Source organism: Bacillus sp. NMCC46 (assembly GCF_002998465.1).
In the GTDB taxonomy this organism is placed as follows: domain Bacteria; phylum Bacillota; class Bacilli; order Bacillales; family Bacillaceae; genus Bacillus.
This window is the reverse complement of record NZ_PVQZ01000004.1, coordinates 338,979-355,317: the sequence shown is the minus strand read 5'-3', so window position 1 is coordinate 355,317 and position 16,339 is coordinate 338,979. Positions and strand designations below refer to the sequence as shown.

The window sequence follows — 16,339 nt, the reverse complement described above, 5'->3', positions numbered from 1 at the left end:
AATTACGGTGTCATTTGTTTAAATACATCAAGAGAAGGCAGTGCTTTTCCGTTGAAATCAAACATCGCTTGATTTTCCCAAGCATTTCCGACTGTACCGGTTGTTTGGATATAAGCCAGCCCGTATTGACTAGACCACGGAGCGCCTTTCGCTGGAATCCAAAGCGGCTCCCAATAAAAGAACCCTTTTCCGCGATTGTTTTTTACTTGTGAAATTTTCTCTGATAGATCTCGTATAAAAGATGCCTGACCTTGAGGTGAAGCCGGGTAGCCGGCTGTTTTGACAGAGTCTTGATTAAATGAATTCTCTAGGTTGTCGCCATTTGCTGTCGTAAACCCATAGGCGGTTTCCACAACAATCACGTCTTTGTGATAGCGGGCACTAATATCATTCATATTAGACGTCAGACCATTAAATCCACCGTCCCAATACGGGTAATAAGATAGACCGATCGTATCGAATGAGATGCCTCGTTTTGTGATTTCATCAAACCACCAGCGGGACGCACCATTGTCCCCTCCGTGTGCAAGGTGAAGCATGATTTTGATGTTAGAATCGACAGAGCGGACAGCATTTGTGCCAGCCTTTAGCAAAGCGGCGAGCCGGTCAAATTCCCCGCCGCCTTCACCCCAGCTCTTTCCATTTGGCCACAGCATGCCTGAGTTCAGTTCATTCCCAACCTGAACCATGTTCGGAAGGGCATTTTGTGCTCTCATCGCTTTGAGTACATCCCCTGTGTAAGTGCCGACCGCTTTTTCTAAATCGCTTTGTGAAAGAGGTGCCCAAGCTTTCGGTTTGAACTGTTTACCAGGATCAGTCCAGAAATCACTGTAGTGAAAATCAAGCAGCACTTTCATATTTTGTGCTTTTGCACGTTTCGATAGAGCGATGGCTGTGTTTAAATCATTTGTCCCGCCGTTATAGGCACGGCCTTGGTTGTCGTATGGATGGTTCCACAGTCTAATGCGCACATAGTTGACGCCTTTTTCCTTTAATAGCTTGAGCGGGTCCACCTGTTTTCCGTTCTGGTCGAAGTATCTGCCGCCGCTTCTCTCTACTTCTGCAAGCATAGAGATATCGGCTCCTTTGATGAAATCACCTTGCAGTCCATTGATCGGCTGAACAGAAATCGTATCGGCTTTTGCTTCAGGCAAAATACCTAACCCCATAAAAAAGAAAACGACAACCGTGACGAGCATCCACTTTTTCATCAAATATCTCCCCTTATCCTTTTGTCCCGCCTTGTGTGAGGCCGGATACAAATTGTTTTTGTAAAACAAGAAACAATAAAGCGACTGGAATCGCAATGAGTAAAGCCCCGGCTGCAAAGGTCGTGTAGCTGGCCCCCATTTTGTCTGACACAAGATTGTACAGACCGATCGGGAGCGTATACATTTCGGGTGAGCGGACAATGACACTGGAGATGATGAAATCACCCAGTGGTCCTGTAAAAGAGTTGATGGCGACAACCGCCAAAATCGGCTTAGCAAGCGGCATGATAATCTGGATGAAAATCCGGAAATGCCCTGCGCCGTCCATTCTGGCTGATTCATCGAGATCCTTCGGAATCGCATCAAGATAGCCTTTCATTAAATACGTATTCATCGGAATTTGCCCGCCTGCATAAATCAAAATCAGTGCAAGGTGGCTGTTAATCAGTCCAAGCATTTGAGCCAAAACAAAAATCGCAATCAGCGCTGAAAATTGCGGAATCATTTGCAGCAGCAAAAAGAGCATCAGCCCATTTTTCCGTCCTTTGAAACGGAATCTGGAAAAGGCATAGCCTGTAAAACTGACAAGAATTAACGTTAAGAGCATAGTCGCAATACTGATCTTCATTGAATTCCAATACCATTTTGCATAAAGTGCCCCCTGACCGAAGAAGAGCTCGGTAAAGTGGCTGAACGTTGGATTCATCGGAAACATACTTGTACTCATGAGGCTGTTTCCAGGATTAAAGGAAGCACCGATTGTCCAAAGCAGTGGATATAGAATACAAATGGAGGCAATGAAAAGGATAAAATAAGTAATGCTCAGGCGAATGAGCTTGTTTTGTTTTGATCCCATATCACATCATGTCCTCCTCTTTGAATGAATTCGTTCTCTTAAACTGCCAGAGTGCAATGGCGATGACAAAGATTGAAAGTAAAATCGTGACAGCCGCAGCGAGCGCATATTGAGAAGACTGCATCGTAAGTTTATAAATCCAAGAAACCAAGATGTCCGTTCCTCCAGCGGTTGACCCCGCAACAGGCGGTCCCCCGCCATTAAATAAGTAGATAATATTAAAGTTGTTAAAGTTAAACGTATATTGTGTGATAAGGATGGGTGCAATGGAATAGAGAACAAGCGGTAACGTGATGGACCGGAATTTCTGAAAAAAATTGGCTCCATCGATGGTCGCAGCCTCATATAAATCCTCGGGAATCGCCTGCAAAACGCCTGTTGTCATAATGAAAACAAAAGGGAATCCAAGCCAAGCCTGCATCGCAATAAGGGCAATTTTGCTCCAAAATGGATCTGTCAGCCATGGTTTTGGATCAATCCCTATCGATGCAAAAAGTGTATTGTTAATGGCACCAAAGGTATCATTGAACAGTCCAGCAAACACCAAAATGGTCACAAAGCCCGGAACAGCCCAAGGGAGAATCAAAATGGTTCTAAAAAACCGTTTTCCCTTTAAATCCTTCTGATTGAGCAGAACCGCTAAAAAGATGCCGATGGCACATTGAAGGGTCGACGCAGCCAAAGTCCATACGACGGTCCAGCCAAGTACATCAATGAAGGTGTCTCTCCAAATATCAATGGAAAAGATATTTTGAAAGTTCTTGATTCCTACCCAGTCGATCAGGTTGGCAGGAGGCGAGTGGTATAAATCGTAGTTCGTAAAGGCTAGCGCAAAGCTGAACATAATAGGAAAGACAACAGAAAATAGAAGTAAAAAGAAAGCAGGAGTGCTCATTAAGTAAGGGAAGCCTTGATGGATGAGCTGATGATATTGAGCACGGATGGAATGAAGCGGAACCCCTTGATCCCGTTTCTTTCCGTTCATAAAAGCATCACGCATCATGAGTACATAAAAGCCGATACCAAAACCAGCTGTTAACAGCGCAATAATCCCTTTGGCTAAAAGAAAAACAGAGTTGTCACGAGGCAGCATCGTCCCAAGTGTGAACAGCCCCCAGAAGCCAATATTGAATAAATCATAAAATACAATCAAAAAAGAGACGCCGAACAGGAAAAAGAGTGCCCCTTTGCCGTACTGTTTGTTGTATATCTGCCCCATCCCGGGTATAAAGGAGAACATTAGCGCCCGTCTCCGGTGTGTCTTTGATTCCACTGTGTGTGTGCGGTCTAGTTCAAGGTTACCCGTCACGTCTAACACCTACTTCATATGAAATTAGATCAACTACGGGCAGCTTGATAGACTACCCGCATTTGATGGTTATTTGGAGTGATTTGCTTTAATTTGAGAGTCGATTTGATTGACCGCATCATCAAATGCCTTTTTCACATCTGTACGCCCAGTTGCAATCAGCCCTAATGCGCTGTCAATCGGCTTCCACACCTCTGCCATTTCAGGATTGTTCGGTGTCAGCGTGGCATATTTCGTTTGTTTTGAAACAGCATCCGCATTAGCGTTTTCCGTAATGATTGGATCTTTCATCAGTTTTTTCACTGGTGGAATTTCCTCTGTCAATTCAAAGCGCTTCTTCGAATTTTTTTCGTTCGTGATAAACTCAACAAATTTCTCAGCAAGTTCTTTATTTTTAGAATAAGAGGAGACGTTGTAGCTCTTTACACCTAAGAAGGAGCTCATATGTTTTCCGTTAGGGAGTGTTGGCAGTTCAGCCACGCCATAGTCAATACCCGCCTTTTTAAATGGACCAAATGACCATGGACCAGAAATGACAGCTGCTGCTTTTTTCTCTGTGAATAAGGAGTTGAGGACATTGATTCCTTGTTCCCCAATGATGCCTTTCGGGAAAAGTCCTTCGCTAAAGAATTTTTGAATGTATTCTCCGCCTTGGATGGCGCCATCGTTGTTCAGACCAATGTCATTAACATCATAAGAGCCATCGCTTTTCTGCTTGAAAATATAGCCCCCAGATCCGCCTAAAACACTTTGCGCATAGTAAATTTCATCCCATTTCGCAACAAAGCCGTACTTTCCGTCTTTTGTCAGCTTTTTCGATAGATCATACCAGCCATCAAGTGTCGTTGGTGCCTTTTTGACAAGGTCTTTATTATAGAAAAGCACCGTCGTTTCAACGGATTTAGGAAGACCATACAGCTTGCCGTCTACCGTTTGTGATTGAATCGATTCGTCTGTGAAGGAGTTAATCACTTTTTGATCTGGTTTAATTTCCTGTAATAGCCCCTCAGTGACAGCTGATCCAATTTGATCGTGAGGCATCGTGATGACGTCTGGACCTGTCCCAGCTGCGCCATCTAGACGTAGAGCTTCAATTTGGTCGGCATAAGCTTTTTCGACCACTTTGATTTTCACATCATGTTGTTTTTCGAATTCTTTTACAGCGTCTTGAATCCCATCAGACTTTTTGACATCCTCCCACACTAGCAAGGTCTTTGTACCTGTAGATGCCGGCTGTGTACCGCTTGAATTGTCATCTCCCGGTCCGCAAGCTGAAAGCAGAAGCACAGCAGTACCAACGACTGCTGATAATGTCGCCCATTTTCCCTTTTTCATTGGTAATCCCCTCTCGTTCTATTTTCAGAGATGATAAGAAAACGCTTTCTTAATGTGAGAATATCAACTTAAGTAAAAAAAGTAAACATATTTCATTAAATTTATTAAGTAAAATTTTTTACTCATATAGAGAGAAAAGAAGCCCTCCACATTGGACGGGGCTTCTAGTTGTTTATATCGTACTTTTTCGAAAGACAGGTTCTGAGGCAATCAGCACAGTTTTAGGTAATGTTCTGCCGTCCACAAGTCTTTCTAACAGTAAATCGACAGCTGTTTCACAAAGTAAAGACGTGTGGATATGATACGTGGTGAGCGGTGGTGACACATATTGAGACACATGAATATCGTTGATACTAAAGACGCTCACGCGGTTCGGCAGAGAAAATCCGCGCTCGTTTAATGCTTGTAAGCAGCCGATGGCAAGAGGATCACTAGCGACACAAAAAGCGGTGGGCAGGTCATCACCAAGCTCATCAATCGCCTTCATCATCAGCGAATAGCCTTCATCTACTGAGAAATGGTGACCGACATAGACCAATCGCTCATCAAGGACATTGTGAGCCATCATATATTCACGGAAAGTCGTTTCGCGAATATCTGGAATATGCACATTCGTATTCAGGTCAAGGTCTGTGCCGCCAATGAATCCAATAGATGTGTGCTCTTTTTCAATAAAAGAATCGATGATCTTTTCAACAATTCGTTTCAGGTTTGGCTTTACAGAATCAAAACGGTCTTCATCCGGTGACGTATCAATAAAAACGATATGCTGGGTGATTGCATATAATTGATCAAGCTCTGACGTTTTAAATCGGCCGATGGCGATGATCCCTTCTGTAGAAGGATCAATGGAATGAAGCCCATCAGATGGATTGTAAGCGGTGACATTTAAACTCCGAGTATTGGTCAGTTCCTCAATGCCCAGTCGAATGGATTTAAAATAAATATCTTCAAGCTCTTCCTTTTCGGTCATCCAATAGAGAAAGGCGATTTTTTTTAATGAATGTTTGAATGTTTTCTTTTGATAGGACAAAGCTTCTGCGGCGGCGTATACTTTTTCGCGTGTTTGATCCGTGACAGATAGGTTGGGATCTTGGTTTAGTACACGAGATACAGTCGCAATGGATAATCCAGCTTTTTCAGCAATGTCCTTTATTTTAGCTGCCAAATCAGCACCTCCTATAGAAAATATCTCCTCCTAGTATAGAGTCTTTAAAAAAATTAGTAAATATTTTTATTAAATTGTTTTCAGTTAAGCGCTTCTTTACGCACTGGGAAGGAATTAGTAAGATATATATATGAAAGGTTTTGGATTAAGATTTCTGATAGGAGAGGGACCGATGTATTACGATGCACTGAAGACATTTGTGACAGTTGTGGAAGAGAAAAACTTTACAAAAGCAGCCCAAAAGCTGCGGATTTCTCAGCCGAGTGTCAGTCTTCATATTAAGAACTTGGAGCAGGAATTCCAGACCGTTCTGCTGAATCGTTCGCCAAAGCAATTAACGGTTACACCAACTGGGGATATGCTGTACCATCGATCAAAACAAATCATTCGTTTATATGAACAGGCGAAGCAGGATATTTATGAGCATCATCATCTGGCAAGAGGGAAGCTGACAATCGGGGCGAGTTTCACCATTGGAGAGTACGTGCTGCCGCAAATATTGGCAGAGTTTCATCAGCTCTATCCGCATGTTGATATTGAGGTGGTCATTGATAACACAGAGGCGATCGCCAGACATGTCCGTTTATTCCATGTCGACATCGGTTTGATCGAAGGACAGACCAATGACAAAGAACTAACTGTCGAAACTTTTCTAGAAGACGAGCTCTATATCGTGGCGCCATTAGATCACCCCTTTGCTAAGAAAAAGGATGTCACGATTGATCAATTGCAAAACGAAACATGGATCACAAGAGAAGAGGGATCAGGTACCGGAGAATACTTACAGCACGTCCTGAAATCAAATGGACTGAAAGCACGGACATTTGTGACATTTAGCAGCAATCAAGCGATTAAAGAAGCTGTGATCCACGGAATGGGGCTTTCCGTTTTATCTAAATATGTCCTCCAGCGAGGCAGCATTGGCGGTGAATTGGCTGTCATTTCTGTGAGAGGAATGGATTTCAAACGAAAATTCTCCTATGTCGAGTCACCAATGACAGGGGGAAATAAAAATAAAGAATTGCTCGTTGAATTGTTAAGGAAAGAGAGAAAAGACGCTTCTCCTCAGTAGGAGAAACGTCTTTTTTTATAATCCTTTGATTTTGATTTCATCAACTGGAAGGAAGATTTCACCTGTATCTGTGTATTTCATGGTGACCTGATCGCCTTCTTTTAAATAAATGACAAGAGGTTCTTTTTCAGATGACATGGTGTAGCTTTTCCCATCGTCTAGCAGGAAGGTGACGGTTGTATAATCACCGGTCTTTTCTTTATAGACTCGTTTGACTTTTCCTGTAGCTTCTTTCTTTTCCTGCTTAGATGAACTGTTGACGGTGCCGCCGCCTTTTTGAAGAGCTGTCTTATAGGCTCTCAATGCTTCGTTTGGTGTTGAAGCGTACGCAGCGATTTCAGGATTGGCTGCAGAAACGATAAAGTAGTTTTGCAGGAATCCATTTGAATCGAGAACCGGTGTGAGCCAGCTGGCTTCTCCATAGAAATTATAGAGAATGGGCATGCGCCCTTTCCATTTCTTCTCGATGAATCGTTTTTCAATAATTTGCAGAGCACCTTGAGAATCCATGTAGGACTCTTCAAGATTACCGGTATAGTAAGTCGCTTTTCCTGTCCGGGCATTTGTCAGGGCATACCCAAGCATCGAATCAACGCCCTCTTTCGGACTTGTGAAATCTGTGAAGTAATACATATCTCCTTTTGAATCAAACACTGGACTTACATTGGCTTCTGTTCCTTCATCTGAAGGCAGCTTCACATCTGATTTTCCAAACATACTGTTCCAGAACCCGTGAATATAGTTTCCGAAATAACTGTTTTGCAGACTGACCGATTCTGGTGAAACAGCACCATCAATAAAAGCAGGTACTTGATCTAGAGCATATTTCTTCGTTGCGCCTGTTTTGGCATCAACAACGACTACGCCTGAAGCTTTAAAGCCGTTTCGGGCAGAGATAAAATCGCCATACGTGCGAATGTAATAAGGCTTACCATCATCATTGATTTCCAGCTGGGTGTTGCCGTAGAAAATCAAATCAGGGTACTGAAGCCGGATATGCCGCTCAATTTCTTTGTTGAAATAAGAGGAAGGCGTATAAACCATCTCTGTTTTTACAAACTTTGGATTAGCAGATGAGTCGGTCGCACTTAATGTAAAGTAACCCGGCGTACTGCCCGAACGAATCCATTTAAAGAAGTCCGAGAATTCCACTGGGGCGATGTACACATACTCACCGTTGACCTTCTGGATTTGCAGGCTGCCAAGCTCATAGTAGCTTGTGTTCGGAACCTGTCCAAACGATTTCTTCATTTTGTTCCGAGCGAATTGAGGCGGTACACTTGCAGGTGTTTCCGTCTCATCAAACGCTTTGATTTCCACTTTTTGTTCCATTTTGGAGACATCAAATTTCTCATTCGCATTGAATAGAAAAGCTGTCGCCATATAAACACCGAGCAGTAATAGAATAAGAAACAGCACGCCTTTGATCTTACGCTCCAATCCAACTGACAAAAAGGCACCTGCTGCTGTCACAACAAGTCCAATCAACCATAGGGATGAAGGGTTGCGATCTAAATTGGAGATGTAATAGAAAACAAAAATACCGACCATGAACAGCAAAGCAAGGCCTACAATCCACATAAGCGGAACCTGCTGTTCTGTTCCTTTCTTTCTAACGATCAATCTGAGCGGTGTGAGCAAAAGGGTCAAGACAAGACCGATCACAACCGAAAATAACAAAATATATCCCACAAACAGATCTCCTTTCAAATCAATCACTCTTTTAGTATATACGAGTGAGACGGGGAAAAGATTCATAAGAATCATACAGATAAGGTTTATAAAAAAATGAGTTTAAAAGACACTTATATATCGGAAGGTTAGGTGAAGTTTTCCTTGCGCTATATGATTAGATTATAGTGAATATTTTGTTATGTCATTCAAATATATCATTTTCCTTTTCTAATTATTTTTACTTTAATTGTATCGTTATTCTCACCGTCTGTAACATTCCATATTAATCGAGAGGCTTCTTCAAAAGACAAAAGTGTACAAATTGGTTATAAAGGAGCCGATGCTGTATGGGGTCTTGTCATCCGTACTATTTTTGTAGACTAAAAAAGTTACAGTAAATAATAAAAAATTGTTATCGGAGTTAAAACAGATTGAAGGAGGGACTTGGAAAAAAGTATATAAAGATGGATATAAAGACGGAAAAAAGGTTTCTGTGCATTATTTTCAAAGTAAATCTGGTTTGGTGTATGATGTGAAAAGGTTGGAGTGTGAAATGATTTATGAATAAAATAGAACTAAGATATTCTTCACATGAAGATTTAGATAGGATTATTGTTATAAATATCATTGGTATAATCATATCGCTAAAAGAAGGTTTAATCACTATAGAAGAAGCGGAAAAGCTCATGTTCAGTCCACGAACAATCGATGTTTTAAAAAAGAAAGGGATAAATGAAGAACTGATAAATATACTTCATTTGGGAACAGAACTTGAAGATGTAGAAAGTTTAATACCACATGAATTAAGTGATAGTTTAGAAGAAATAAGGGTAAAATGCTTAAGATTTTTGGAAAGAAATATAGAAAATGAAGTTGAAAATAATGTGGTAGATTGTTGAGCTAAAAGTGTATATTATAAAATTTTGAGTAAATCTTTTTTGATTTATTGATCAAAACGATGAATTCATAAAAAGAGAAGTCTGTGCAAACAGGCTTCTTTTTTATAAGATGGGAACATGAGGAAATGTATGCGTTCACATCAATAAGGGAGGAGTGAAGTCATTTGGCTTCTGTTAGTTTAAGTAGTATTGAAAAAATACGAGCAGCAAGCAGGGGATTGCCGCCAAAGCTGAAAGGAATTGCAGAACATATTACGAGTGAGCCCCGCGACATCATCCATTTGTCTATTGTAGAACTTGCGAAAAAGACAGCGAGCTCAGAGGCAACGATTTTTCGTCTTTGTAAAAGGCTTGGATTTGAGGGCTTTCAAGATTTGAAGATTGCTATTGCCCAGGAAATAGACCAAACAAAGCCTAATTATGTAGATGAAGAAATGAGTCTTGATGATGATACAGCGATTTTTATGCAAAAGGTTTTTCAGGCGAATATATCCGCTTTAAAGGATAGCTTTCAATTGTTGAATCCAGAGGATGTAGAAAAGGCCATACAAATCATACATGAAGCGAAACGCTTAGAGTTTTATGGGAGTGGTGGGTCTGGACTCATTGCAACAGACGCTTTTCATAAATTTATGAGGACAGGTATCAACTGTATTGTTCACACAGATTCTCACTTTCAAGCGATGTCTGCTGGTCTCCTTGACCAGCACAGTACAGTGATCGGTATATCTCATTCTGGACGTAATAAAGATTTACTCGATGCGATGAAAACAGCAAATGGAAAAGGAGCCAAAACCATCGGCATTACAAGCTATCAGCGCTCTCCATTGAGTCAGCTTGCAGATGTCACGTTGTATACAGCGACGCAAGAAACGGCTTTTCGAACAGAAGCGATGTCTGCAAGACTTGCTCAGCTGACTGTCATTGACGTTCTATATTTTGCACTTGCTCACTTAAGGCAGCAGGAAACAATAACAAATTTAAAGCAAATGCGAGAAACCATATCACAAAAAAGGGTGTAATGATTCCAAAAATAAATTTTTCTGATGATGAAAAATGCTGCCATGGTAACGATTGTGAGCTTTTGGATGAAAATAATTTTCTTTACGGTCGTTGAATGTCGAAAAAAATATTTTTATAATGGGATTTACAGGTATATCAAAAACTACATATGTGATTTCAAATCAATGATTGGGCGTGATACAGATGAAGGGAAACCAGGCGGTAATTGGTTTGGATATTGGAACAACAAGTACAAAGGCGGTTCTGTTTGGACCACAGGGGAAAGTAATAACGAAGCATTCAGTACCTTATGATCTCATTCAGCCCCAGCCAGCATGGGTTGAGCAGGACCCTGAAAAGATATTAGAAGCCGTCATTGCGAGTGTAAGAGGTGCATTGATGACAGCAGCATTTGATGTAGCAAATCTCATCGGTATCGGGATTAGTACTGCGATGCATTCCTTAATTGTGATGGATGAGGATGGCAAGGCGTTAACGAACAGTATCATTTGGGCAGATAACAGAAGTGCAGAACAAGCGAAACGAATCTTATCAGATATGGATGGCTTCCACATTTATAAAAGGACAGGTACACCGATCCATCCAATGTCACCGCTTTCAAAAATACGTTGGATCAAGGAAATGACACCTGATCTCTTCAAGAAGGCAGCGAAATTTATTTCTATCAAAGAATATATTCTTTATCATTTCTTCGGTCAGTATGTCGTCGATTATTCAATCGCTTCAGCAACAGGTCTGTTCCATTTGGAAACGCTTCAATGGGATGAACAGGCGCTTCGTATTGCTGGAATTGAAGCCAGTCAACTGTCTGAACTTGTCCCAACGACGTATCAGCTGAGAGGACTTCAGCCTGAGATTGCACTGCGCATGGGCATTAAAGAAGATACACCATTTGTGATTGGTGCGAATGATGGCGTTCTAGCGAATTTAGGTGTTGGCGCGATTGGAAAAGGAGAGGTGGCTGTTACGATTGGGACAAGCGGTGCGGTCCGTACGGTTGTAGACAAACCAATCACAGATGAGCAATCAAGAACGTTCTGCTATGCGCTGACAGATAAACATTGGGTTGTGGGAGGACCGACCAATAATGGCGGGATCATGCTGAGATGGCTGAAGGATGAATTTGGATCTTCAGAGGTGGAGGTAGCAAAGCGCCTTGGTGTGGACCCTTACGATTTAATGATGGATATTGCGGAAAAGATTCCAGCAGGCTCAGAGGGACTGCTGTTTCTGCCATTTTTATCGGGTGAGCGTGCACCTTATTGGAATCCAAATGCGAGAGGCACCTTCTTTGGGATCGGTCTCCAGCATAAGCGGGAGCATTTTATTAGAGCTGTGTTAGAAGGCGTCATTATGAGTGTTTTCTCGATCGGTGTTGCCTTAAGAGATTTAACCGGTTCTGCAAAGGATGTCAGAGCTTCGGGCGGATTTGCACGATCACCGCTGTGGCGGCAAATTTTAGCGGATACGATGGGCAGAGAAGTACTTGTTCCAGAAAGTTATGAAGCGTCAGCACTTGGGGCGGCTGTCCTCGCACTTCATAGTTTAGGTCATATGGAAGAGATAGAAGAGGTTCAAGAGTGGATTCGAATCTCTGCCCGTCATGAACCTAATATGAAGAACAATGAAACTTACATAGAGCTGTTTTATTTATATGAGCGTCTCTACGATAAACTGAAGGATGAATTTGATGTCATTAGTGCGCTGCAATTAAAACAAAATCGTTAAACATCAGGGAAAAGGTGGGAGAACATGCTTTTATTCATCGTGATTGCGGCGATTGTCCTTTTACTCATTCTCATTACAATCGCTAAGCTGAATCCATTTGTGAGTTTAATTATTACTTCTATGCTAGTGGGCTTTGCTACTGGAATGGATTTGCAGGAAATCATTCAATCGATTAAAACGGGATTAGGCAATACGTTATCATTGCTGGCCATTGTTCTAGCGCTTGGTACAATGCTTGGGAAAATGATGGCTGAATCAGGGGGAGCAGAGCGGATAGCTCAAACTTTAATCGGCCGGTTTGGGACGAAAAATGTGCATTGGGCAATGATGTTTGTTGCCTTTATCGTGGGGATACCTGTCTTTTTCCAGGTCGGTTTCGTTCTTCTCATTCCTTTACTTTTTACAATTGCCATTGAAACAGGCATCTCGCTCGTGACAATTGGGCTCTCGTTAATTGCTGGCTTGTCTGTCGTGCATGGACTAGTGCCGCCTCATCCAGCGGCAATGGCAGCCGTTGGCATCTATCATGCCAACGTGGGGAAAACCATTTTCTTTTCTATAATTGTCGGATTGCCGACAGCGATTATTGCTGGACCGCTGTATGGTAAGTGGATTGGAAAACGGATACATAAACCAGTTCCGGAGATGCTGAGGAAGCAATTCACTGAACGAAATGAAGATCGAAGGCTCCCCGGCTTTGCGAATACGATGATTACCATATTGGTGCCGGTGATTCTGATGCTTCTTGCCACATTGGCGGACATTATCTTACCAGAGGACAATATGTGGTTCCAGGTATTCAAGTACATCGGGGATCCAATTACAGCACTGCTGATTGCAACGGTGTATTCTTTCTTCAGTCTTGGCTTTATGCAAGGAATGAGCCGTGACCGAGTGCTTTCATTTAGCAACGAGTGCTTAGGACCAATCGCTTCCATTTTGCTTGTCATTGGAGCAGGCGGGGCTTTCAATAATGTGCTCATTGATTCGGGCGTTGGTGATTATATTGCAGATGTAGCCAAACACTCGCCGATTTCACCGATTTTGCTAAGCTGGCTAATTGCTGCGGTGATTCGTGTAGCAACAGGATCTGCGACGGTCTCTATGATGACGGCAGCAGGTATTGTAGCCCCAATTGCTGCAACTATGCCGGATGTGAGCAGAGAGCTGCTTGTGTTAGCCACAGGAGCGGGTTCGTTAATTTTATCTCACGTCAATGACTCTGGTTTTTGGCTGATCAAGGAGTATTTTGGTATGACCATTAAAGAGACGTTTTTGACATGGACGGCTATGGAGACGATCATTTCCGTTAGTGCTATTGCATTTATTATGATCATTAATATGTTTATATAGCGAACAACAGCCTGGTTCTTTGGAATTGGGCTGTTTTTGCTTGTTGTGATACCACTTTCTTCAGATTGGGGTAAAATAATGATATTGAGATGTGGGAGGCGGACACGATCGAACCATTAAAACATGTGTACCATGAATTATTTATTCAAGAATTAGCGGAGAAACTTGTACAGGCTTCGACTGGATTTGATGCTGAGCAATTCCAGCGGCTCGTGCTTCAAGAGGATTGGCAGCAGCTTGAGTTAAAAGGACGGATGAGAAGAGTCACTGAATCGATGCATGCCTGTCTGCCTGAGGATTATAAGCAGGCAATTGAGGTACTGCGTCAGGCAGCCCCGCATTTTTCAGGGCTTAGTGCGCTCGTATTTCCAGACTATGTCGAGACATATGGCCTTGCACATTGGGATCTCTCGATCAAGGCGCTCGAATTCTTCACGCCTTTTTCCACTTCTGAATTTGCCGTTCGGCCATTTCTGATTCAAGATCAAGACAAAATGCTGGCGCAAATGCTCGTATGGTCTCAGGATCAAAATGAGCATATACGGAGGCTTGCTAGTGAAGGCTGCAGACCGCGCCTGCCATGGGGCTTATCTGTTCCTTCGCTTAAAAAAAATCCTTCGGTCACACTGCCGATTTTGGAAAATTTGAAGTCTGACTCGGCGCGGTATGTGCAAAAAAGTGTGGCGAACCATCTAAATGATATCTCAGCAATTCAGCCTGATCTGATGAAGCAGACAGTTCAAAACTGGTATGGAACTAACAAACATACGAACTGGATTGTCAAACATGCATCCCGTACTTTACTCAAAAAAGGAGACCCAGATATCATGGCTTTGTTTGGCTATGGAGACGATCCATCCGTTCAGGTAACGGATTTGAAGATAGTACAAGACCCTATTCGGATCGGTGAGAAAATGACTTTTCATTTTACACTTCAGGCCGATAAGCCGCTAAAGCTGCGTGTAGAGTATGCCATAGACTACGTCAAAGCTCGGGGGACCCGCAATCAGAAGGTATTTAAAATTACAGAGTTTGAAACAGGCTCAGCATTACATAGAGAATTCGTCAGGTCACAGTCTTTTCAAAATATGACGACGAGAAAACATTATGAGGGAACCCATACTTTATCGATTATCATCAACGGTATCCCAAAAGCGTCGGTTGATTTTGAAGTAACAGAAGCCAGCAGCTCATGAAAAAAACCCGCCATTAGGCGGGTTTTGGCGTTTAAGCCTTCTTTTTCATTAAGAATGAAGCAATGATGGCTGCGACTAAGAAAACGATGCTGATAATCGAGCTAGGCAAGTTTTCTGGTCTGAATAGAAACATCACAAAACTCACACTTAGTACAAGACCTGCAAATAAAGTCAAATACGGAAACAGCCACACCTTAAAATACGGCTCCTGTGGATATTTCGGGCGAAGTTTCAGATGTGCCATGCAAATGCTAATCCAAATGAGTGAAACAGCAAAACCAGGAATAGCCAGCATATAGCTGAAAATTTGCTCTGGATATAAGTAAGCAAAGAATGTTCCGATGAGAAGAAACAGAACGGTCACCCATAAACTCAAAATGGGTACGCCTCTTTTATTGACCTGTGCCAGCTTTTTCGGACCGCCATCTGATTTAGAGAGAGAATGCATCATTCTCGTCGTTCCATAAATGCCAGAATTGGCCGCAGATAAAACGGCTGTAATTAATACAAAATTAATGAAGTGAGAGGCGCCTTGCATACCGGCTGCTGAAAAGACTTGAACAAATGGGCTGTTATTTGGATCAATTTGATTCCAAGGAATGAGTCCGCAGATGATCAAAATCGGCAAAGTGTAAAATAAGATAATACGCCACATCATACTTTTAACAACACCAGGCAAGACCTTCTCGGCATCCTTTGTTTCTGTAATGGTCAGCCCGATCAATTCAGAGCCCCCGTAAGAGAAGATAACGACTAATAAAGATGCAAAGATCGCACCCCATCCGTTCGGGACGAAGTTTTGATAGTTGGTGAGTGCAGGTGTGCTTTGTTCGTTCGGAATGATCCCAAATAATAGGGCTGCACCAAGAATAATAAACACAATAATAACGAAAATCTTCATTCCAGCGAACCAAAACTCAATTTCACCAAAGTATTTTACATTATTTAAGTTAATTCCGATGACTAAGAGTGAGCAGAGTAAACATAGTGACCATAGCGGCACGTTCGGCATCCAGTATTGAAGCAAGCTACCTGCCGCGATAATCTCAATGACACACACAGTGAGCCACATGAAACAGTAAACCCAGCCGACGACAAATGAAAAACGTTGACCAAGCGCAATCTGTATCAGGTCGCGAAGGTTATTTCCCGGATAGACAATCGCCATTTCAGCTAAGGCTGCCATCACGATGAGCAATAATAATCCGGCAAATACATAGGAAAAGATGACCCCTGGACCTGCTAAACCGATTGTATCGGCACTTCCTTTAAAAATTCCTGTACCAATGACCCCGCCCAATGCAATCATGCGAATGTGACGCGGTGATAAAAGCTTTTTTAATTCTTGTTGTTCCTGATTCGCGCTCATGACGTTCTCCTTTTTTAAAAATGCTTATGTTCCATTTTCTTTTTTCGGGACGTCAGTGTCAATATAAAAAAAGAGATTTTTCAGACAAAAAAGGCGGTTGTTTCTTTCAAATGAGCCGTTTTTTTCCATAAATCCTTTCCATCATC

13 protein-coding genes are annotated in these 16,339 nt (G+C 42.2%); 6 read left to right on the top strand and 7 right to left on the bottom strand.

The features are described 5' to 3' along the window. Positions 1–2: 2 nt before the first annotated feature. The 5 genes from C6Y01_RS13910 to C6Y01_RS13890 form a co-directional block, all read right to left on the bottom strand. Positions 3–1,211, bottom strand: a complete 1,209-nt coding sequence (locus C6Y01_RS13910; RefSeq protein WP_106038338.1) for a glycoside hydrolase family 53 protein — start codon at positions 1,209–1,211, stop codon at positions 3–5. 13 nt (positions 1,212–1,224) lie between these two features. After that, on the bottom strand, positions 1,225–2,067 hold the full coding sequence (locus C6Y01_RS13905) for a sugar ABC transporter permease (RefSeq protein ID WP_034660525.1): 843 nt from the start codon (positions 2,065–2,067) through the stop codon (positions 1,225–1,227). Between the two features lies 1 nt (position 2,068). Then, positions 2,069–3,307 (bottom strand): carbohydrate ABC transporter permease, encoded by a 1,239-nt coding sequence (locus tag C6Y01_RS13900; protein WP_095285591.1) that lies wholly within the window; start codon positions 3,305–3,307, stop codon positions 2,069–2,071. Between the two features lie 138 nt (positions 3,308–3,445). After that, the gene (gene ganS, locus C6Y01_RS13895; protein WP_106038337.1) at positions 3,446–4,711 is read right to left on the bottom strand and encodes a galactooligosaccharide ABC transporter substrate-binding protein GanS; all 1,266 of its coding nucleotides are present in this window, start codon (positions 4,709–4,711) and stop codon (positions 3,446–3,448) included. A 172-nt stretch (positions 4,712–4,883) separates the two neighbouring features. Next, positions 4,884–5,879 carry a LacI family DNA-binding transcriptional regulator gene (locus C6Y01_RS13890; protein ID WP_095285593.1) on the bottom strand — a complete coding sequence of 332 codons (996 nt, stop codon included), beginning with the start codon at positions 5,877–5,879 and terminating at the stop codon, positions 4,884–4,886. Between the two features lie 172 nt (positions 5,880–6,051). Between C6Y01_RS13890 and C6Y01_RS13885 the strand changes: the two genes are divergently transcribed. After that, positions 6,052–6,951, top strand: coding sequence for a LysR family transcriptional regulator (locus C6Y01_RS13885; protein WP_034660520.1), 900 nt, complete (start codon positions 6,052–6,054; stop codon positions 6,949–6,951). Between the two features lie 15 nt (positions 6,952–6,966). Here the strand turns inward: C6Y01_RS13885 and C6Y01_RS13880 are convergent, their stop codons facing one another. Then, positions 6,967–8,643 carry a hypothetical protein gene (locus C6Y01_RS13880; RefSeq protein ID WP_106038336.1) on the bottom strand — a complete coding sequence of 559 codons (1,677 nt, stop codon included), beginning with the start codon at positions 8,641–8,643 and terminating at the stop codon, positions 6,967–6,969. 542 nt (positions 8,644–9,185) lie between these two features. Between C6Y01_RS13880 and C6Y01_RS13875 the strand changes: the two genes are divergently transcribed. The 5 genes from C6Y01_RS13875 (at position 9,186) to C6Y01_RS13855 (ending at position 14,824) form a co-directional block, all read left to right on the top strand. Then, entirely contained in the window at positions 9,186–9,524 is a 339-nt protein-coding gene (locus C6Y01_RS13875) for a DUF3969 family protein (protein ID WP_045210169.1), read from the top strand. A 164-nt stretch (positions 9,525–9,688) separates the two neighbouring features. Further along, positions 9,689–10,546 carry a MurR/RpiR family transcriptional regulator gene (locus C6Y01_RS13870; RefSeq protein WP_034660518.1) on the top strand — a complete coding sequence of 286 codons (858 nt, stop codon included), beginning with the start codon at positions 9,689–9,691 and terminating at the stop codon, positions 10,544–10,546. A 184-nt stretch (positions 10,547–10,730) separates the two neighbouring features. Then, positions 10,731–12,275, top strand: a complete 1,545-nt coding sequence (gene gntK / locus C6Y01_RS13865) for a gluconokinase (protein ID WP_106038335.1) — start codon at positions 10,731–10,733, stop codon at positions 12,273–12,275. Positions 12,276–12,299: 24 nt separating this feature from the next. Further along, positions 12,300–13,628, top strand: a complete 1,329-nt coding sequence (locus C6Y01_RS13860) for a GntP family permease (protein WP_095285595.1) — start codon at positions 12,300–12,302, stop codon at positions 13,626–13,628. An 89-nt stretch (positions 13,629–13,717) separates the two neighbouring features. After that, complete coding sequence (locus tag C6Y01_RS13855; RefSeq protein WP_106038334.1) at positions 13,718–14,824, top strand: DNA alkylation repair protein; 1,107 nt, start codon at positions 13,718–13,720, stop codon at positions 14,822–14,824. A gap of 31 nt (positions 14,825–14,855) precedes the next feature. Here the strand turns inward: C6Y01_RS13855 and C6Y01_RS13850 are convergent, their stop codons facing one another. Next, entirely contained in the window at positions 14,856–16,193 is a 1,338-nt protein-coding gene (locus tag C6Y01_RS13850; protein WP_106038333.1) for an amino acid permease, read from the bottom strand. Positions 16,194–16,339 lie beyond the last annotated feature (146 nt).

Excerpts from the sequence above, each read along its gene's own strand:
- C6Y01_RS13910 (WP_106038338.1), bottom strand. The coding sequence starts at position 1,211 with ATGAAAAAGTGGATGCTCGTCACGGTTGTCGTTTTCTTTTTTATGGGG.
- C6Y01_RS13905 (WP_034660525.1), bottom strand. The coding sequence starts at position 2,067 with ATGGGATCAAAACAAAACAAGCTCATTCGCCTGAGCATTACTTATTTT.
- C6Y01_RS13900 (WP_095285591.1), bottom strand. The coding sequence starts at position 3,307 with ATGTTCTCCTTTATACCCGGGATGGGGCAGATATACAACAAACAGTAC.
- ganS (WP_106038337.1), bottom strand. The coding sequence starts at position 4,711 with ATGAAAAAGGGAAAATGGGCGACATTATCAGCAGTCGTTGGTACTGCT.
- C6Y01_RS13885 (WP_034660520.1), top strand. The coding sequence starts at position 6,052 with ATGTATTACGATGCACTGAAGACATTTGTGACAGTTGTGGAAGAGAAA.
- C6Y01_RS13875 (WP_045210169.1), top strand. The coding sequence starts at position 9,186 with ATGAATAAAATAGAACTAAGATATTCTTCACATGAAGATTTAGATAGG.
- gntK (WP_106038335.1), top strand. The coding sequence starts at position 10,731 with ATGAAGGGAAACCAGGCGGTAATTGGTTTGGATATTGGAACAACAAGT.
- C6Y01_RS13860 (WP_095285595.1), top strand. The coding sequence starts at position 12,300 with ATGCTTTTATTCATCGTGATTGCGGCGATTGTCCTTTTACTCATTCTC.
- C6Y01_RS13855 (WP_106038334.1), top strand. The coding sequence starts at position 13,718 with ATGTGGGAGGCGGACACGATCGAACCATTAAAACATGTGTACCATGAA.
- C6Y01_RS13850 (WP_106038333.1), bottom strand. The coding sequence starts at position 16,193 with ATGAGCGCGAATCAGGAACAACAAGAATTAAAAAAGCTTTTATCACCG.